Below are 18,894 nucleotides of genomic sequence, written 5' to 3' on the forward strand. Positions count from 1 at the left end.
TGCTCAGGCCTCCGTGCTGATGAAGACGTTCTTGGTTTCGGTGAAGGCGGTCAGGGCGTCGGGGCCCAGTTCGCGGCCGAGGCCGGACTGTCGGTAGCCGCCGAACGGAGTCCAGTAGCGGACGCTGGAGTGGGAGTTGACGGAGAGGTTGCCGGCCCGGACGGCGCGGGAGGCGCGCAGGGCGCGGCCGACGTCCCGGGTCCAGATCGAGCCGGAGAGGCCGTACTCGGTGGCGTTGGCGAGGCGGATCGCGTCGGCCTCGTCGTCGAAGGGCAGGACGACGGCGACCGGGCCGAAGATCTCCTCGACGGAGCAGGGGGCGTCCTCGGGTACGCCGGTGAGGACGGTCGGCGGGAACCAGAAGCCGGGGCCTTCGGGGGCCTTGCCGCGGATGCCCTGGAGGTCCTCGGTGACGTACGAGCGGACGCGGTCGAGCTGGGCGCGGGAGATGAGGGGGCCCATCTGGGTGCGCTCGTCGAGCGGGTCGCCGACGACGATCTCCTCGATCGCGGGGGTGAGGAGCTCCAGGAAGCGGTCGTACGCGCTCCGCTCGACGAGGATGCGGGTGCGGGCGCAGCAGTCCTGGCCGCTGTTGTCGAGGAAGGCCATCGGGGCGGCCGCGGCGGCGGCCTCGATGTCGGCGTCGGCGAAGACGATGTTGGGGCTCTTGCCGCCGAGTTCGAGGGTGAGCCGCTTCACCTGGTCGGCGCACTTGGCCATGATCGATTTTCCGACCCTGGTGGAGCCGGTGAAGACGATCTTCGCGATGCCGGGGTGCTCGACGAGGGCGTTGCCCGCGACCGGGCCCGTGCCGGGGAGGACCTGGAAGAGGCCCTCGGGCAGGCCGGCCTCCAGGGCGAGTTCGGCGAGGCGGAGCGCGGTGAGGGGGGTGGTCTCGGCGGGCTTCAGGATCACCGCGTTGCCGGCGGCGAGGGCGGGTGCGGTGGCCCAGGCGGCGATCGGCATGGGGAAGTTCCAGGGCGCGATGACGCCGACGACCCCGAGGGGTTCGAGGATCGTGACGTCGAGGCCGCCGGCCACCGGGATCTGACGCCCGTTGAGGCGCTCCACTCCCCCGGCGGCGAAGTCGAGCAGGTCGCGGACGTTGCCGGCCTCCCAGCGGGCGTTGCCGAGGGTGTGCCCGGCCTCGGTGACCTCCAGGCGGGCGAGTTCCTCGACGTGCTCGTCGACGACGGCGGCGAAGCGGCGGAGCAGCCGGGCGCGGTCGGCCGGCGCGGCGGCGGCCCAGCCGCGCTGGGCGGCGGTGGCGCGCGCGACGGCGGCGTCGACGTCGGCGGGGGTGGCGGCGGGGACGGTGGCGACCAGCTCCTCCGTCGCCGGGTTCAGTACCTGGAGCAACTCGTTCTTCTCTCTTGTCGCACGTGCCGGTCAGAGGCGTTCGAAGGAGCGGCGCAGTTCCCAGTCGGTCACCGCGGCGTCGAAGGCGTCGAGTTCGACGCGGGCCATGTTGCGGTAGTGGGCGACGACCTCGGCGCCGAAGGCGGCCTTGGCGATCTCGCTGGTCTCCCAGAGTTCGGCGGCCTCGCGCAGGGTGGTGGGGACGTGCGCGTACTCGGCGGTGTAGGCGTTCCCGGTGCAGGGCTCGGGCAGTTCGAGGCGCTGCTCGATCCCGTACAGGCCGGCGGCGACCAGGCCGGCGACGGCGAGGTGGGGGTTGACGTCGCCGCCGGGGAGGCGGTTCTCGAAGCGGGTGGAGCGGCCGTGGCCGACGACCCGGAGGGAGCAGGTGCGGTTGTCGTGGCCCCAGGCGACCGCGGTGGGGGCGAAGGAGCCGGGCTGGAACCGCTTGTAGGAGTTGATGTTCGGGGCGTAGAGGAGGGAGAAGTCGCGGAGGGCGGCGAGCTGCCCGGCGAGGAAGTGCCGCATGGTCTCCGACATGCCGTGCCGGTCGTCCCCGGCCATCACGTTCTCTCCGTCGGCGTTCTGGAGGGAGAGGTGGATGTGGCAGGAGTTGCCCTCGCGCTCGTTGTACTTCGCCATGAAGGTGAGCGAGTAGCCCTCCTGGGCGGCGATCTCCTTGGCGCCCGTCTTGTAGACGGCGTGCTGGTCGCAGGTGACGAGGGCCTCGTCGTACTTGAAGGCGATCTCGTGCTGGCCGGGGTTGCACTCGCCCTTGGCGGACTCGACGGTGAGTCCGGCGGCGGTCATCTCGTTGCGGATGCGGCGCAGGAGGGGTTCGATGCGACCGGTACCGAGCACGGAGTAGTCGATGTTGTACTGGTTGGCGGGGGTGAGGCCGCGGTAGTTCGCGTCCCAGGCCTGCTCGTAGCTGTCCTGGAAGACGATGAACTCGAGCTCGGTGCCGACGTGGGCCGTGAAGCCGTGCTCGGCGAGGCGCTCCAGCTGGCGGCGGAGGATCTGGCGGGGGGCCGCGACGACCGGGGTGCCGTCGGCCCAGGCGAGGTCGGCCGTCACCATGGCGGTGGCCTCGTTCCAGGGGAGGCGGCGGAGGGTGGTGAGGTCGGGGTGCATCGCGAAGTCGCCGTAGCCGCGGTCCCAGGAGGACATCTCGTAGCCCTCGACGGTGTTCATCTCGGTGTCGACGGCCAGAAGATAGTTGCAGCCCTCGGTGCCGTGGCCGAGGACGTCGTCCAGGAAGAACTGCGCGGCGAACCGCTTGCCCTGGAGCCGTCCCTGCATGTCGGGGAAGGCCAGGACGACGGTGTCGATCTCGCCGCTCGCGACGAGGGAGCGCAGCTCCTCGACGGTGAGCGGGGGTGTGCGGTCTGCCACGGGATTGCTCCTCCTTCGGCCTGCCGGGAGCCATAAGGTATTGCCGAAGACCATTGCTTGGGAAGTGCTGGAGAAGGGGAAACGAGGAACGTGGCCAGTACGAGTGAATCGGCGGACCGGCTGACGCCCGTGCTGCGGCCGGTGCGGGCGGGCAACGGCTTCGAGGAGGCGCTGCAGCAGATCCTCCAGGTCGTGCGGCTCGGCCTCGTGCCGGGCGGGGAGCGGCTGCCCGCCGAGCGGGAGCTGGCCGACCGGATGGGGATCAGCCGGGTGACCCTGCGCGAGGTGCTCAAGGTCCTCCAGGAGCAGGGGCTCGTCGAGAGCCGGCGCGGCCGGTACGGCGGGACGTTCGTCCTGCCCCGCGTGCAGACCGCCGACGAGGACGAGCTGCGCCGCCGGATCGCCTCGGTCGACATGGAGGACACCCTGCGCTTCCGTGAGGTGCTGGAGGTGGGGGCCGCCGGGCTCTGCGCGGCCCACGGGCTCGACGCGGCGGGCGCCGAGCGGCTGCGGGCCGCCGTGGCGGCGACCCACGACGCACCTTTGGCCGAATACCGGCGCCAGGACACCCTGCTCCACCTCACGCTCGCCGAGCTCTCCGGCTCGCCGACGCTGACCGCCCAGTACGCCGCCGTACGGGCGACGGTGAACGACCTGCTGGACTGCATCCCCCTGCTCGTCCGCAATCTGGAGCACTCCCAGCACCAGCACACCGCACTGGCGGAGGCGGTCCTCGACGGGGACGCGGACGCGGCTCGCGAGGTGATGCGGGAGCACTGCGCGGGCACGGCCGCGCTGCTGCGGGGGTTCCTGACGTAGGGAAGGGGTACGCGTAACCCGAAAGTAACGCACGGGGGTTGCGCATCCCGTACGGGCGCCGCAAAGGTATGGCTCCAATCCATTGGGCCCGTTGCGGGGAGCTGACGCTGCCATGACGCTCGAAGACACCACCGGAAACACCTCCGGCGGCACCACCCCACCGAAGGACGACTATCTGGAGCGCCGCGCGCTGCGCCGCGGCAGCGCCGGCTGGCTGCTGCTCACCGGCCTCGGCGTCGCCTACGTCGTCTCCGGGGACTTCTCCGGCTGGAACATCGGTCTGTCGAAGGGCGGCTTCGGCGGACTCGCCGTCGCCACCGTCCTCATGGGCGCGATGTACGCGTGTCTGGTCTTCGCGCTGGCCGAGCTCTCCGCCATCCTGCCCACGGCGGGCGGCGGCTACGGCTTCGCCCGCCGGGCGCTCGGCACCTGGGGCGGGTTCCTCACCGGCACCGCGATCCTCATCGAGTACATCCTGGCGCCCGCCGCGATCTCCATCTTCATCGGCGACTACGTCGAGTCCCTCGGCCTCTTCGGCCTGGAGTCCGGCTGGCCGGTCTACCTCGTCTGCTTCGCGCTCTTCATCGGGATCCACCTGTGGGGCGTGGGCGAGGCGCTGCGCTTCAGCCTGATCGTGACGGCGATCGCGGTCGCCGCGCTCGTCGTCTTCGCACTCGGCGCCTTCACCGACTTCCACGTCGACGGCCTGAACGACATCCCGGTCGACGCCGAGGCCTTCGGGTCGAACTCCTGGCTGCCCTTCGGACTCCTCGGGATCTGGGCCGCGTTCCCCTTCGGCATGTGGTTCTTCCTCGGCGTGGAGGGCGTGCCGCTCGCCGCCGAGGAGGCGAAGGACCCGGTGCGGTCGATGCCGAGGGCCCTCTCCCTCTCCATGGGGATCCTGGTGCTACTCGCCGTCGTGACCTTCCTCGCCGCCACCGGCGCGCGCGGCTCGACCGCCGTCCAGGAGGCGGGCAACCCGCTCGTCGTGGCGCTCCAGGGCGACGGGGAGCCGACGGCGCTCAGCCGGTTCGTGAACTACGCGGGCCTCGCGGGCCTGGTCGCCTCCTTCTTCTCCCTCATCTACGCCGGATCGCGCCAGCTGTTCGCCCTCTCCCGGGCCGGCTACCTGCCCCGCTTCCTCTCCCTCACCAGCCGCCGCAAGTCGCCGTACCTGGGGCTGCTCATCCCGGGCGCGATCGGCTTCGCGCTCGCCGCCGGGACCGGGAACGGGGCGCGGATGCTGAACATCGCGGTCTTCGGCGCCACCATCTCGTACGCCCTCATGGCGCTCTCCCACATCGTGCTGCGGCGCCGCGAGCCCGGCCTGCACCGGCCGTACCGGACGCCCGGCGGGATCGTGACCTCGTCCGTCGCCTTCGTCCTGGCCCTCTCGGCGCTCGTCGCGACCTTCCTGGTGGACCGGACGGCGGCGTTCATGGCACTCGGGGTGTACGTGATCGCTCTCGCCTACTTCGCGTTCTACAGTCGGCACCACCTGGTGGCCGGCGCGCCGGAGGAGGAGTTCGCGGCGCTCGCCGCGGCCGAGGCCGAGCTCGCACGCGACTGACGCATCGACTCACCGACGCTCCTGGAGGAAGCACGTGTCCCAGCCGCTCATCGGCGTGACCACCTATCTGGACCAGGCCCGTTGGGGGGTGTGGGACATGCAGGCCGCCTTGCTCCCCGCGCCGTACCCGCGACTCGTCCGGGAGAGCGGCGGGCTCGCCGTGATGCTGCCGCCGGACGAGCCGGCCGCCGCGGCGGCGCTCGTCGCCCGGCTCGACGGCCTGGTCGTCGCGGGCGGGGCGGACGTCGAGCCCGTACGGTACGGGGCCGAGCCCGACCCCCGTACCGGACCGCCGGCCCGCGCCCGTGACTCCTGGGAACTGGCCCTGATCGACGCGGCGCTGGCCTCCGGCACCCCGCTGCTCGGGATCTGCCGGGGCATGCAACTGCTGAACGTCGCGCTCGGCGGGACGCTGATCCAGCACCTGGACGGGCACGTGGAGGCGGTCGGGGTGATCGGCCGGCACGCGGTCAAGCCGGTGCCGGGCACGCGGTACGCCTCCCTGGTGCCCGAGCTGACCGAGGTCCCGACCTATCACCATCAGGCCGTGGACCGGCTCGGCGCCGGGCTCACGGTCTCGGCCCACGCGGAGGACGGCACGGTGGAGGCGGTGGAACTGGCCGCCCCCGTCTGGGCCCTCGGCGTGCAGTGGCACCCGGAGATGGGCGAGGACCTGCGGGTGATGCGGGGACTCGTCGAAGCGGCGGCGGCCGTCGGGCGGTGAGGAGCCGGGCCTCGCTGAGGAGCCGGGCCTCGTCGAGGAGCCGGGCCTCGCGTCACTGGCGGGCCGTGTCCGGAACGTAGCGCCGTCTGCCCGCGTCCCCGCCGACCCGGAGGGGCGTACGGCCGTTCACGCGCGTGCCCGGGCGGCGAGCACGGTGGAGTCGTTCCGCATCAGGAGGGCGTAGAGGGCCGCGGCGACCGTCATGCCGACGGGGAGGGAGAGGTCCATGCCGCCCAGGGCTCCGGCGACGGGACCCGTGTAGAGGGTGTTGACGCAGAGCGCGGCCGAGGCCACGCCCGCCACGACGGCGAGGGCCCCCGCGAGGTTGACGCCGCCCGTGTACCAGAAGGGGCCGCCGGGGGTCTCGTCCGACAGCGCGGGGCCGTCGTAGCGGCAGCGGCGCAACACGACGTCGGTGGCGTAGACCGCCATGAGGGGGCCGATGAGGACCCCGATCACCTGGAGGGCGTTGCTGACGGTGTCGAGGAAGTTGGAGACGAGCAGCCCGTAGAGGGTCAGGGCCACGGCGACGGCGCCGTCGAAGAGGACGCTGACGGTACGGCGGATGCGGAGGCCGACGGCCTGGAGGGCGAGGCCGGCGCTGTAGGCGGTCAGGGCGTTGATGGAGATCGTGCCGAGGACCAGCGCGAGCAGGAAGACGGGGGTGAACCAGCCGGGCAGGATCGTCTGGAGCGCGTTCTGCGGGTCGGTCATGTCGACGGCGGTCGCGGCGAACGCGCCGAGCGAGCAGACGACGACGCTGGGCAGGAAGGCGCCGAGGGCGGTCCAGGCGACGATCGCCTTCTTCGAGGCCGTGCGGGGCAGGTAGCGGGAGAAGTCGGCGCTCGTCGTGTACGAGAGCGGACCCGAGGCGATCAGCGTGGTGCCCGCGACGAGGAGGGTCCAGAGCGGGGCGCCGCTGAGCCGTTCGGCGGGGGCGTACGAGAAGTCGGCGTGGCGCAGGACGGCGTACGCGACGACGCCGAAGGTCGCGGTCAGGGCGAGGGTGATCGGCAGGTACAGCTTGATGATCAGGGCGTGCCCGTAGACGCTGATGGCCAGGGTGAGCGCGGCGATGACCACGATCACGGCCACCTTGACGGGGGTGCCGGCCGTGATGCCGGTCTTCTCGACGAGGGCGAAGGCGGCGGTCGCCGCGGCGGCGAGGTTGAGGGCGAAGTAGCAGACGGAGACGAGCCAGCCGCCGACCGCGTTGTTCACGCGGTTGCCCAGGACGCCGTAGACGGCGCGGGTGATCACCTCGCTGGGCGCGCCCGCGGCGGGGCCCGAGGTGGCGAGGAGGCCGGTGAGCAGCCAGAAGAGGTTGCCCACGACGATCACGGCGACGGCCTGCCAGAGGGTCAGGCCCATGAGGACGAGGGCGCCGCCGATGACGAGGCTGAGGTAGTTGACGTTGGCCGCCGCCCAGACCGAGAAGAGCTCGCGGGGGTGTCCGTGGCGTTCGCTGTCGGGGATGTGATCGATGCCGTGGGCCTCGATGCGGCCGGGCCTGTCGGCGGCGGCCGACGGGGTGACCCGGTCGCCCTGGGAGCGGGGGATCGGATCGGGGATCGTGGAAGCCATGCGGCCCTCCGGATGCTGGCGGTGCCCACCAGGCGCTCGTTCGCCGCCCGCCTGATTGCTTATTGGTCGCACACTCAATAGCATCGCGGGTATGTCGTCAAGCGTCCAGCGCAAGCGAGTTCGGAAAACCCCAGAGGCCCGGCGGGCGGAGATCGTGCAGACCGCGGCCCGGGTCGCCCTGACCGAGGGGCTCGAGTGCGTCACCCTGCGGCGGATCGCCGAGGAGCTCGCCGTCCGGCCCGGTCTGATCAGCCACTACTTCCCTTCGGCGGAGGATCTGGTGGGCGAGGCCTTCAGCGTCGCCTCCACCGGTGAGCTCGACGCCCTGCTGCCCGCGGACCGGCCGCACGGGACCCCCACGCAGTACCTCGCGCGCTACTTCGCCCTCTCGGCCGGGGACGCGTACGACGACATCAGCCGTCTCTGGATCAACGCCCGGCACCTCAGCCGCTACCGGCCCGTCCTGCGCGACCGGGTCGCCGAGCAGGAGCTCGCCTCCGACGACCGTCTCGAGAGGCTCATCCGCGAGGGCGTCGAGCGGGGCGAGTTCCGCACGGACGACCCGCGGACGGCGGCCATCCAGATCCTGGTCGTCCTCGACGGCCTCGGCGCCCACGCCAACACCGACCGCAGCAACCGGCCGGAGGCCGTGACCCGGATGGCCGTCACCACGGCGGAGCGGGAACTCGGCCTGGCGCACGGCACCCTGACCGAGGCGGCACCTCTCAGGGAACCGACGGAGCCCCAGGCCCCGAAGCCCGCCGCCCCGGCCGCTCCCCACTGACCACCGCGACCCGCAGCACCCCTCGTACCGCCCTTCGCCCTCCCCTGGAGCCCCCGTGCGCACCACCCGACTCGTCCTGCTCTCCGCCCGACTGCTCGACCCCGGCACGGGGGCGTTCCTGCCGCAGACCGCGCTCGCCGTCTCCGACGACGGCCGGATCTCGGCCCTCGGCGACGACCGCGAGATCCGCGCCCTCGCCGGGCCCGCCACCACCGTCGTCGACCTCAAGGGCGCCGTCGTCACACCCGGTCTCGTCGACGGCCACGTCCACCCGGTCACCGGCGCCGAGCTGACCGGCGGCCTCGACCTGTCGGGCTGCGCCGGCCTCGACGACGTACGGGAGGCGCTCGCCCGGGAGGTGCGCCGCCCCGGCCGCGGGGAGTGGCTGTTCGCCTGGGGCCTCGACCCGAACGTCTTCGGCGACCGGCCCGTCGGCATCGCCCCCTTCGACGCCGTGCTCGACGGGGTGCCCGCCTTCCTGCTGCTCTTCGACGCCCACTCGGCGCTGGCCAGCCGCCGGGCGCTCGAACTCGCCGGGGTCGACGGGCCGCGGACCTTCGCGCAGGCCTCCGCCGAGGTCGTCTGTGACGCGGACGGCCGCCCGACCGGCCTGCTCCAGGAGGACGCGGCCTGCGCGCTGGTCGAGCGGGTCGCCCCGCGGCCGACGCGCGCGGAGCGCCGGGAGGGGCTCGCGACCGCCCTGCGGTCCATGGCGGCGGCCGGTCTGACCGGCGGGCACGTCATGGACGCCAACGGCGAGAGCCTCGCGCTGTACGGGGAGCTCGACGCCGCAGGTGAGCTGCCGCTGCGGCTCCGCGTCGCGCCCTGGTGCCAGCCCGGCACCGACGCGGACGGGGTACGGGCCCTGATCGCGCAGCAGGGCACGGGCGGCGCGCTGTGGCGGGTCGCGGGCGTCAAGCTCTTCATGGACGGGACCATCGACAACGGCACCGCGTGGCTGGAGCGGCCCGACCGCCACGGCGAGTCCACGGCCGCGTTCTGGCCGGATCCCGCCGCGTACACCGACATCGTCGGGGAACTGCACCGGGCGGGCGTGGCCACCGCGACGCACGCGATCGGCGACGCGGCCGTACGGCACGTCCTCGACTCCGTCGAGAAGGCCCAGGCCTCCGCGTCGGTCCGGGTACGCCACCGGGTGGAGCACATCGAGACGGTGCCGGACGACACGCTGCGCCGCTTCGCGGAGCTCGGCGTCGTCGCGTCCATGCAGCCCACCCACTGCTGCGACTTCACCCGGGCCGACCACACCGACAACTGGTCGCGGCGCCTCGGCGAGGAGCGTGCCTCGCGCGCCTGGCGCTGCCGCGATCTGGTGGACTCCGGGGCGACCGTCGTCCTGGGGTCCGACTGGCCCATCGCGCCGTTCCCGCCGCTCGGCGTGCTGGCCGGGGCCCGGCACCGCCGCCCGAGCCGCGACCTCGGGCAGGCCCCGCACGGGCCCGAGCAGGCGCTGACGGCGCTGGAGGCGCTGCGGGGCATGACGACGGGACCGGCGTACGCGGCGGGCGAGGAGCACGAGGCGGGCCGGCTCGCGCTCGGCCACCGCGCCGACCTCGCGGTCTTCGCGGACAGTCCGGTCACCACGCCGGCGGTCGAGCTGCCGGACCTGCCGGTCCTCCTCACGGTCCTGGACGGCCGGATCACCCACCGGGCGGCGGGGGTCTAGCCCGTCCGCCGGACACCCCCTAGCCCGCCGGGCGGGCGCGGGTCAGCGAGAGGAGATCGCGGGCCGGGCCCGTCGGGCGGTGTCCCGCGGGCCAGACCGCGCGCAGGTCACGGCGGAGCGTCACGCCCTCGACGGGGATGGCGACCAGCCGGCGGGAGGCCAGCTCCTCGGTGATGGCGAGTTCGCTGAGGACGGCCGGACCCGCCCCGCTGACGGCGGCGGCCTTCACGGCCGTCGTGGAGGCGAGTTCGAGGAGCGGCTCGGCGAGCCCGCCGTGGCCGGCGAGCGCCGCGTCCAGGACCTGCCGGGTGCCCGAACCGCGCTCCCGCAGGATCAGCGGGGTCGCGGCCAGCTCCGCCGGGTCCAGGGCGCCGCGGCGGCGGGCCCAGGGGTGCGAGGGCGCGGCGACGATCGCGAGCCGGTCGTGCGCGACGACGACCCCGTCGAGGCCGTCCGGCACGGCGAGCCCCTCCACGAAGCCGACGTCGGCCTCGCCCGTGAAGAGCCGCTGCGCGACCGCCGCGGAGTTCCCGGCCTGGAGCGACACGGCCGTGTCGGGGCGCTCGGCGCGCAGCGCGATCAGCCAGCCCGGGAGCAGGTACTCGGCGATGGTCATGGACGCGGCGACCCGCAGCCGCGAGTCGCGCCGCCCGCGCAGGGCCTGCGCGCCCGCGTCGAAGGCCTCCGCGGCCTCGACGATCCGCCGTGCCCAGTCCGTCACGAGCGCGCCCGCGTCGGTGAGCCGCGAGCCGCGCGGCGAGCGGTCGACGAGGGCGACCCCGAGCTGGCGCTCCATCGAGCGGATCCGGCTGCTCGCGGCGGGCTGGGTGATCCCGACCTCGCGGGCGGCCGCGCCGAGGCTGCCGTGCCGGGCGACGGCGATGAGCAGTTCGAGGGCGCCGAGGTCCGGGACCCGGTGGGAGAGGTGCGGCCTCGGCTCTCCGCCGTGCGTGCCGTGCCGCTCTGGTATCTCACTGCTCATAAAGCCAGCTTATGACGTCATAGTCCCAAGATCCCTGGTGGGTGCATCGAAAGGGCGCGACGGTGGGGTCATGGCAAGCCTCGCAACACCCCGCTCGGCCCCCCGTCCGGCCCCCCGCGCCACCACCCCCGGCGCACGGCCGCTCTCCCCGGCCCGTTCCGTCCGTCACCTCGGACCCAACTGGTACGCCTCCGTCATGGGGACGGCCATCGTCGCCAACGCGGGCGCGGCCCTCCCGGTGGACGTCCCCGGTCTCCGTACGCTCTGCGCGGCGGTGTGGGCCCTGTCGCTCGCGATGCTGCTGGTCCTCGTCTCCGCCCGTGCGCTGCACTGGATCCACCACCGCGACCAGGCCCGCGCCCATCTCATGGACCCGGCGATGGCGCCGTTCTACGGCTGTCTGTCGATGGCGCTGCTCGCCGTCGGCGGCGGCGCGATGATCGTGGGCCGGGACTGGATCGGGCTCCCCGCGGCCCTGGCGCTCGACACCGTACTCTTCACCCTCGGCACGGCGATCGGGCTGGCGGCCGCGGTGGCCGTGCCGTACCTCATGGTGGTGCACCACCGGATCGAGAGCGCGTCCCCGGTGTGGCTGCTCCCGGTCGTCGCCCCCATGGTGTCCGCCGCGCTCGGCCCGCTGCTCGTGCCCCATCTGCCCGCCGGGCAGGCCCAGCAGACGCTGCTCCTCGCCTGCTACGCGATGTTCGGTCTCAGCCTGCTCGCCACCCTGGTCATGCTGCCGCTGGTCTTCGGCCGGCTCGTGACCGGCGGCCCGCTGCCGCTCGCGCTCACCCCCACGCTGTTCCTGGTCCTCGGCCCGCTGGGCCAGTCGACGACCGCCGCGAACAAGTTCGCCGACGCGGCCCCCGGCGTGCTGCCCGACCCGTACGCGCACGGCTTCGCCGCCTTCGCCGTCCTCTACGGGGTGCCCGTGATGGGGTTCGCGCTGCTGTGGCTGGCGCTCGCCGGGGCGATGGTGCTGCGGGCGCGGCGGCGGGGCATGGGCTTCGCGATGACCTTCTGGGCGTTCACCTTCCCCGTCGGGACCTGTGTGACCGGTGCCGAGGGGCTCGCCCAGCACACCGGTCTGGCCGCCTTCCGGTGGCTCGCCGTCGGTCTGTACGTGCTCCTCGTGGCGGCCTGGCTGGTGGCGGGTGTCCACACGGTGCGCGGGCTGCTCAGCGGCGCGCTGCTCGCAGGGCCCGGGACAGCACCTGCGGCGCCTGTGCCAGCGACGGCCCGTACCAGGTGAGCAGGCGTCCGTCGACGAGGGCGGCGGCGGTCCCGGGGAAGGCCTCGGGGCCGTCGTCCGCCGTGAAGCGGTAGGGCTCGTCGGGCAGGACGACGAGGTCGGGGGCAATGGCGCGGAGCTCGTCGATCGGGATCCGCGGATAGCGCTCGGGATGGCCTTCGTACGCGTTGCGGACGCCGAGGCGGCCGAGCAGGTCGCCGGCGAAGGTGTCGCTACCGAGGACCATCCAGGGGCGGCGCCAGATCGGCACGACGGCGGTCAGCGGCGTTCCGTCCGGCGCGGGCTCCAGGGGGGTCACGGCCTCCCAGGCGGCTTCGGCCTCCTCCAGCCAGCGGGGCCGCCGGGGCGCGCCGCAGGCGGCGAGGACCCGCTCCAGCTCGCGCAGGCCCTGGTCGAGGGTGCGGATCTCGGTGACGAGGACGTCGAGCCCGGCGGCCCGCAGGGCGGCGAGGTCGGGGGCGCGGTTCTCCTCCTCGTTGGCGAGGACGAGGTCGGGCCGGAGCGCGGTGATCGCGGCGACGTCGGGGTTCTTGGTGCCGCCGATCCGTACGACGTCGAGGTCGGCGGGGTGGCTGCACCACTCCGTCGCGCCGACGAGGACGCCGGGCGCGGAGACGGCGACGGCCTCCGTCAGGGAGGGGACGAGGGAGACGACTCGCGGTCCGGCGCCGGCGGCCCTCACTCCTCCTCGACCTCGACGTGCTCGGCGACGGCGACGACGAGGAGGCGGGTGCCGGGCTCGGTGGCGCGCCAGCGGTGCCGTACGCCTCCGGAGAGGTAGAGCGTGTCGCCGCGGCCCAGCCGGTGGGCGCGGCCCTCGGCCTCGACCTCGGCGGCACCGTCGGCCACGTACAGCAACTCGTCGTTCCGGTGCTGGAATTCGCGGCCCGCGTCCTGTTCGCCGGTGAACTCCAGGGCGTGCAGCTGGTGGCGGTCGCGGACGAGCCGGCGGACGCCGCTGGGCAGTGCCGCGGAGCGCTCCTCCGCCCGGACGACGTCGACGGTGCGGGCGGCCTCGGCGGCGGCGAGGAGCTCGCCGGCGGTGGTCTCCAGGGCATCGGCGACGAGTTCGAGGGAGCGGCGGCTGGGCCGGGCGCGCTCGTTCTCGACCTGGCTGAGGAAGGGCACGGAGAGGCCGCTGCGGGAGGCGACGACGGCCAGGGTGAGGTGGAGCGCTCTGCGCCGTCTCTTGACGGCCGCGCCCACGCGGGGTGTTTCCTTCTCGTCCATGTCGGCTCCCTCCCTCGTGCCTCGTGTGCCTCGTGCGCGTCGCGTTCCCTCGGACCGCGTACCGGTCGGTTACCTGAACCTTACGCAGCTTTGGCTCCGGGTTTCGCGTCGTGACGAAAAGGGGTGGTCGCCGAACACGTTCGGCGACCACCCCTTTCCGGACAGGAACGAATCCCGGTCCGCCGGGTGCTACTGCGGGGCGAGCTTCTCCGCGAGGCCGGGGTTGCGGTCCAGCCAGACGCGGACGGCCTGCTGCTCCTTGCCCTTGCCGGTCTCCTGGATGACGGCTTCGAGGTCCGTGAGCTGCTTCTCGGTGAGCTCGAAGTTCTTCAGCCAGGCGCCGACCTCGGGGTTCTCGGCGGCGAAGCCCTTGCGGGCGAGGGTGTGGACGCCGTCGCCCTTGCCCCAGCTGCCCTTGGGGTCGGTGAGCTTCTTCAGGTCGTGGGCGGAGTAGGCCCAGTGCGGGGACCAGAGGGTGACGACGACGGGCTCCTTGCGCTCGTACGCGCGCTTCAGTTCGGCGAGCATGCCGGGGGTGGAGCCGTCGACGACCTTGTACTCGCCCTCCAGGCCGTACTCCTTGAGCACCTTGTCCTTGAGGATGCCCATCATTCCGGCGCTGGGCTCGATGCCGACGATGCGGCCCTTGAACTGTCCCGCCTTGCCCTTGAGGTCGGCGAGGGAGTCGACGCCCTTCACGTAGGAGGGGACGGCGAGCTCCAGGGAGGTGGGGCCGTACCAGGAGCCGAGGTCTTCGAGCTCGTTCTTGTACTTCTCCCAGTACTGCTCGTGCGTGACGGGGAGCCAGGCGTCGGTCTGGAAGTCGAGCTGCCCGCCGGCGAGGCCGGTGTAGAGCGCGCCCGCCTCCAGCTGCTTGGTGTCGACCTCGTAACCGCGGCGCTCCAGCAGTTCCTTCCACAGGTACGTGGAGGCGATGCCCTCGTCCCAGGGGATGTAGCCGATGCTGATCTTCTTGCCGTGGCCGCTGTTCTTGCCCGCGGCGGCGGTGGAGGTCGCGCCGCCGGAGCCGAGGAAGCCCATGCCGCCGGCGACGAGGGCGAGGACGACGACGCCTACGAGGGCGGCGACGGGCTGCGGGCGGTGGGCCCAGAGCTTCGCGCCGGGCCGCTTGGCGCTCGCGGCGCGGGCCTTGGCGGCGGCGCGGCGGCCCAGCGGGGAGACCTGGCGGCCGAGGGCGCCGGTCATCCGGTCCAGGTACATGGCGAGGACGACGATGGAGACGCCGGCCTCGAAGCCGAGGCCGATGTCGACGTTGCCGATGGCGCGGTAGACGGCGCCGCCGAGGCCGCCGCCGCCGACCATGCCCGCGATGACGACCATGGAGAGGCCGAGCATGATGACCTGGTTGACGCCCGCCATGATCGTCGGCAGGGCGAGCGGGAGCTGCACGCGCAGGAGGGTGTCGCGCGGGGTGGTGCCGAAGGCCTCGGCGGCCTCGACGAGTTCGCCGTCGACCTGACGGATGCCGAGCTCGGTCATCCGGACGCCCGGGGGCAGCGCGAAGACGATGGTGGCGATGATGCCGGGGACGACGCCGACGCCGAAGAAGATGATGCCGGGGATCAGGTAGACCATCGCCGGCATGGTCTGCATGAAGTCGAGGACGGGCCGGAGCACGGCGCTGACGGTCTTCGAGCGCGCCGCCCAGATGCCGAGGGGGACGGCGATCACCAGGGTGACGAGGGTGGCGACGAGGACGAGGGAGAGCGTCGCCATCGCCTCGTCCCACAGGTCCACCGAGTCGACGAGCGCGAAGCCCGCGAAGGCGAGGACACCGGCGGCGAGGCCGCGCAGCCACCAGGCGACCACGGCGAGGATGCCGGCGAAGAGCAGCGGCTGGGGTGCGGACAGGACGGCGTCGATGCCGTCGTAGAGGCCGGTGACACCGGTGCTGACGGCGTCGAAGAGCCAGGAGAACTGGGCCTGGAGCCAGTCGACGGAACTGTCGACCCACTCGCCGAGGGGGAGCCTAGGCACGGGCGGTCACCTCCTTCTTCTGCATGTCCTGCGCGGAGAGCCCGCCCATGACGCCGAGGAGGCGATCGGCCGGTACGACTCCGAGGACGGTGCCGTCGGAGTCCTCGACGGTCACGGGGTGCGGGGCCAGGGCGGCGACGGCGCACAGGTCGGCGACGAGGGTGTCGGGTCCGACGGCCCGGCAGGCGCAGTCGGCGGGGCAGTCGGCCGGGGTGGCGCCCGCCGTCATGACGGCGGAGGCGGTGAGGACCCGCGAGCGGTCGACGTCCTGGATGAAGGAGGCGACGTAGTCGTCGGCGGGGCGGACGAGGATGTCCTCGGCGGTGCCGAGCTGGACGATCCGGCCGTCCCGCATGACGGCGATCCGGTCGCCGATGCGCATGGCCTCGTTGAGGTCGTGGGTGATGAAGACGATGGTCTTGTTCAGCCGCTGCTGGAGCACGAGGAGCTGGTCCTGCATGTCGCGGCGGATGAGCGGGTCGAGCGCGCTGAAGGACTCGTCCATGAGGAGCAGGTCGGCGTCGGTGGCGAGGGCGCGGGCGAGGCCGACGCGCTGCTGCATGCCACCGGAGAGCTCGTCGGGCCAGGACTTCTCCCAGCCGGCGAGCCCGCAGAGTTCGAGGGCCTCGGCGGCGCGGGTCTCGCGCTCGGCGCGCGGGACGCCCTGGACCTCCAGGCCGTAGGCGGCGTTCTCCAGGACGTTTCGGTGCGGGAAGAGCGCGAAGTGCTGGAAGACCATGCTGATCTTGGTGGCCCGGACGGCGCGGAGCTCGCGGGGGGAGAGCGCGGTGAGGTCGCGGCCGTCGAAGAGGACCCGGCCCGCGGTGGGTTCGAGAAGGCCGTTGAGCATGCGCAGGAGGGTGGACTTCCCGGAGCCGGACAGGCCCATCACGACGAAGATCTGACCGGGTTCGACGACGAAGCCGGCGTCGACGACGGCGGCCGTCGTGCCTTCGGCCCGCAGTTCGTCGCGGTCGGCGCCGTCGGCGAGGCGCCGGACGGCTTCATCGGGTCGTCTGCCGAACACCTTGTACAGGTGGTCGGCCTGGAGCCTGGACACATAGACCTCACGGGTAGCAATGAGAACGGCCCGCCACCCCCGCGCGGCCGGGCCGTGGAGCGGCGCGGGATCCGCCCGCGACCCGTCGCGTACGGGGATTCCGTTGTTGAATCCCGTACCGGGCTCCGCTCCGGGCTCGCGCCTGCCCGGCTTCACCGGGTGCAAACGCAAAGGTGACGGGGGTCACGTGTGGGACGTGTGGGACTTGCAGGGCGGGCGGGGCGGGCGGGGCGGGCGAGTGAGCCGAAGGGGCGCGGCCGGGGGAACAGCCCCGAGCGCGCGGAGCCCCCGACGAAGGAGGGGGCGAGCACGGTCGGGTCTGTGAGCACGGCTTGAGCGCCCCGGAGGCGAACCGAGCCCCAAAAAGAGGCGCGCACGGTCGGGGCTGTGAGCACGGCTGAAGCGCCCCGGAGGCGAACCGAGCCCTAAAATCAGGCGGGTGACGCGACGTTTGATGCTCCTCGACACCGCCAGCCTCTACTTCCGCGCCTACTTCGGCGTGCCGGACTCCGTCCGGGCACCCGACGGCACTCCGGTGAACGCCGTCCGCGGACTTCTCGACTTCATCACCCGGCTCGTCCAGGACCACCACCCCGACGACCTGGTGGCCTGCTGGGACGAGGACTGGCGGCCGCAGTGGCGGGTGGACCTGATCCCTTCGTACAAGGCGCACCGGGTGGCGGCCGAGACGGAGACCGGCCCGGACGAGGAGGAGATCCCCGACACGCTCTCCCCGCAGGTGCCGGTGATCGAGGAGGTCCTCGCGGCGCTCGGGATCGCCCGGGTCGGGTCCGCGGGGTACGAGGCGGACGACGTCATCGGGACGCTGGCGGGGCGCGCCGCCGGTCCTGTGGACATCGTCACGGGTGACCGGGACCTGTTCCAGCTGGTGGACGACGCGCGCGGGGTGCGCGTGCTGTACCCGCGCAAGGGCGTCGGCGACTGCGACCTGGTGGACGCGGAGCTGATCCGTACGAAGTACGGCGTGCGCCCCGACCAGTACGCGGACTTCGCGGCGCTGCGCGGGGACGCGAGCGACGGGCTGCCCGGGGTGAAGGGCATCGGCGAGAAGACGGCCGCGCAGCTGATCACGGAGTACGGGGATCTGGCCGGGGTGCGGGCGGCGGCGGAGGACCGGACGTCGAAGCTGACGCCGGCCAAGCGGCGCGGGATCGTGGAGGCGGCCGCGTACCTGGACGTGGCGCCGACCGTGGTGCGGGTCGCCGGCGACGCACCGCTGCCGGAGTTCGACCCGGCCCTGCCGTCGGGGCCGCGTGACCCGGCGGCGCTGGAGGCGCTGGTGAAGCGGTGGGGTCTGGGCGGGGCGGTGGGGCGCCTGCTTCCGGTGCTCGCACGCTGATCACCCGGATATTCCTTGGGCGACAGCGCACCGGGATGCTAGCTTAGGCATACCTAAGTTCGTCGAGTCAGGAGAGCCCCTCGTGGCAGAGCAGCCGGCCCGCAAGGCACCGAAGGCCACCGAAGCGCGTGTGGTGCGCACCGAGCGGATCACTCCGCACATGGTGCGGGTCGTCCTGGGAGGCCCCGGACTCGACGCCTTCGAGGTCGGCGAGTACACCGACCACTACGTGAAGCTGCTGTTCGCCCCCGAGGGGGTCGCCTACCCGGAGCCGTTCGACATGGAGCGGATCCGGGAGGAGTTCCCCCGGGACCAGTGGCCGACGACGCGGACGTACACGGTACGGGCGTGGGACCCGGTCCACCGCGAGCTCACCGTCGACTTCGTGGTCCACGGCGACGAGGGCCTCGCGGGCCCCTGGGCGGCGCGGGCCCAGGCCGGCGAGACGATCCGCTTCCTCGGCCCGGGCGGCGGCTACGCGCCGGCCCCGGAGGCGGACTGGCACCTGCTCGCGGGCGACGAGAGCGCGCTCCCCGCGATCGCGGTGGCGCTTGAGCGACTGCCCGCGGGGGCGCGGGTGCACGCCTTCGTGGAGGTCTCGGACGCGGCGGAGGAGCAGAAGTTCGCGACGGCCGCGGGGGTGGACGTCACCTGGCTGCACCGGGGCGACCGCCCGGCGGGCGAAGCCGTCGTCGAGGCCGTGCGGACGCTGGACTTCCCGGCGGGCGACGTCCACGCCTTCGTCCACGGCGAGGCGGGTTTCGTGAAGGACCTCCGCCGGCACCTGCGGATGGATCGCGGGGTGGCACGCGAGCGGCTGTCGATCTCGGGGTACTGGCGCCTGGGGAAGACGGACGAGGCGTGGCGTGCGATCAAGCGCGAGTGGAACGACCAGGTGGAGCGCGAGCAGGAGAACTGACGCTCGCAGCACACGAGAGGGGGGGTGGGGGCCGGGGCCCCCCCCCCCCCCCCCCGGCGCCCCCCCCCGGGCCCCCCCCCCCCCCCCCCCCCCCCCCCCCCCCCCCCCCCCCCCCAACCCCCCCCCCCCCCCCCCCCCCCCCCCCCCCCCCCCCCCCCCCCCCCCCCCCCC

General features: G+C 73.3%; 16 protein-coding genes. 8 read left to right on the top strand and 8 right to left on the bottom strand.

Annotated elements, in window-relative coordinates; genetic code table 11:
- Positions 1-3: 3 nt before the first annotated feature.
- Positions 4-1,359 carry an aldehyde dehydrogenase family protein gene (locus ACFC0G_RS34800; RefSeq protein WP_376411445.1) on the bottom strand — a complete coding sequence of 452 codons (1,356 nt, stop codon included), beginning with the start codon at positions 1,357-1,359 and terminating at the stop codon, positions 4-6.
- A 30-nt stretch (positions 1,360-1,389) separates the two neighbouring features.
- Positions 1,390-2,754 (bottom strand): glutamine synthetase family protein, encoded by a 1,365-nt coding sequence (locus tag ACFC0G_RS34805; protein ID WP_376411448.1) that lies wholly within the window; start codon positions 2,752-2,754, stop codon positions 1,390-1,392.
- A 90-nt stretch (positions 2,755-2,844) separates the two neighbouring features.
- Here ACFC0G_RS34805 and ACFC0G_RS34810 point away from each other — a divergent pair, with 90 nt between their 5' ends.
- The 3 genes from ACFC0G_RS34810 to ACFC0G_RS34820 all read left to right on the top strand — a co-directional run bounded on the left by ACFC0G_RS34810 (position 2,845) and on the right by ACFC0G_RS34820 (position 5,867).
- Positions 2,845-3,573: a FadR/GntR family transcriptional regulator gene (locus tag ACFC0G_RS34810; protein WP_024755443.1), complete on the top strand. Its 729-nt coding sequence runs from the start codon at positions 2,845-2,847 to the stop codon at positions 3,571-3,573.
- 112 nt (positions 3,574-3,685) lie between these two features.
- Entirely contained in the window at positions 3,686-5,143 is a 1,458-nt protein-coding gene (eat, locus tag ACFC0G_RS34815) for an ethanolamine permease (protein WP_376411451.1), read from the top strand.
- Positions 5,144-5,177: 34 nt separating this feature from the next.
- Entirely contained in the window at positions 5,178-5,867 is a 690-nt protein-coding gene (locus tag ACFC0G_RS34820) for a gamma-glutamyl-gamma-aminobutyrate hydrolase family protein (RefSeq protein WP_376411454.1), read from the top strand.
- A 126-nt stretch (positions 5,868-5,993) separates the two neighbouring features.
- Here ACFC0G_RS34820 and ACFC0G_RS34825 read toward each other — a convergent pair whose 3' ends face one another.
- A complete protein-coding gene (locus ACFC0G_RS34825; protein ID WP_376411456.1) occupies positions 5,994-7,451 on the bottom strand; it encodes a purine-cytosine permease family protein in 1,458 nt (485 codons plus the stop codon).
- 91 nt (positions 7,452-7,542) lie between these two features.
- Between ACFC0G_RS34825 and ACFC0G_RS34830 the strand changes: the two genes are divergently transcribed.
- Positions 7,543-8,235: a TetR/AcrR family transcriptional regulator gene (locus ACFC0G_RS34830; protein ID WP_376411459.1), complete on the top strand. Its 693-nt coding sequence runs from the start codon at positions 7,543-7,545 to the stop codon at positions 8,233-8,235.
- A gap of 55 nt (positions 8,236-8,290) precedes the next feature.
- Entirely contained in the window at positions 8,291-9,922 is a 1,632-nt protein-coding gene (locus tag ACFC0G_RS34835) for an amidohydrolase (protein WP_376411461.1), read from the top strand.
- Positions 9,923-9,941: 19 nt separating this feature from the next.
- Here the strand turns inward: ACFC0G_RS34835 and ACFC0G_RS34840 are convergent, their stop codons facing one another.
- Positions 9,942-10,904, bottom strand: coding sequence for a LysR family transcriptional regulator (locus ACFC0G_RS34840; RefSeq protein WP_376411464.1), 963 nt, complete (start codon positions 10,902-10,904; stop codon positions 9,942-9,944).
- A gap of 70 nt (positions 10,905-10,974) precedes the next feature.
- Here ACFC0G_RS34840 and ACFC0G_RS34845 point away from each other — a divergent pair, with 70 nt between their 5' ends.
- Positions 10,975-12,156: a TDT family transporter gene (locus ACFC0G_RS34845; protein ID WP_376411467.1), complete on the top strand. Its 1,182-nt coding sequence runs from the start codon at positions 10,975-10,977 to the stop codon at positions 12,154-12,156.
- Here ACFC0G_RS34845 and ACFC0G_RS34850 read toward each other — a convergent pair.
- The 4 genes from ACFC0G_RS34850 to ACFC0G_RS34865 all read right to left on the bottom strand — a co-directional run bounded on the left by ACFC0G_RS34850 (position 12,083) and on the right by ACFC0G_RS34865 (position 16,444).
- Positions 12,083-12,838: a helical backbone metal receptor gene (locus ACFC0G_RS34850; protein WP_376411470.1), complete on the bottom strand. Its 756-nt coding sequence runs from the start codon at positions 12,836-12,838 to the stop codon at positions 12,083-12,085. The two genes, ACFC0G_RS34845 and ACFC0G_RS34850, sit on opposite strands and share 74 nt — an antisense overlap.
- Positions 12,835-13,386 (bottom strand): helix-turn-helix domain-containing protein, encoded by a 552-nt coding sequence (locus ACFC0G_RS34855; RefSeq protein WP_376411473.1) that lies wholly within the window; start codon positions 13,384-13,386, stop codon positions 12,835-12,837. The genes ACFC0G_RS34850 and ACFC0G_RS34855 overlap by 4 nt, the downstream gene beginning before the upstream one ends.
- 189 nt (positions 13,387-13,575) lie before the next feature.
- Positions 13,576-15,384 (bottom strand): ABC transporter permease/substrate binding protein, encoded by a 1,809-nt coding sequence (locus ACFC0G_RS34860; RefSeq protein WP_376411476.1) that lies wholly within the window; start codon positions 15,382-15,384, stop codon positions 13,576-13,578.
- Complete coding sequence (locus ACFC0G_RS34865) at positions 15,377-16,444, bottom strand: glycine betaine/L-proline ABC transporter ATP-binding protein (protein ID WP_376411479.1); 1,068 nt, start codon at positions 16,442-16,444, stop codon at positions 15,377-15,379. Before ACFC0G_RS34865 ends, ACFC0G_RS34860 begins: the two co-directional genes overlap by 8 nt.
- A gap of 454 nt (positions 16,445-16,898) precedes the next feature.
- Here ACFC0G_RS34865 and ACFC0G_RS34870 point away from each other — a divergent pair, with 454 nt between their 5' ends.
- A complete protein-coding gene (locus ACFC0G_RS34870; protein WP_376411497.1) occupies positions 16,899-17,804 on the top strand; it encodes a 5'-3' exonuclease H3TH domain-containing protein in 906 nt (301 codons plus the stop codon).
- Positions 17,805-17,886: 82 nt separating this feature from the next.
- Positions 17,887-18,723: a siderophore-interacting protein gene (locus ACFC0G_RS34875; protein WP_376411482.1), complete on the top strand. Its 837-nt coding sequence runs from the start codon at positions 17,887-17,889 to the stop codon at positions 18,721-18,723.
- Positions 18,724-18,894: the final 171 nt, after the last annotated feature.

The organism is Streptomyces sp. NPDC056169 (assembly GCF_042268445.1).
GTDB lineage: Bacteria > Actinomycetota > Actinomycetes > Streptomycetales > Streptomycetaceae > Streptomyces.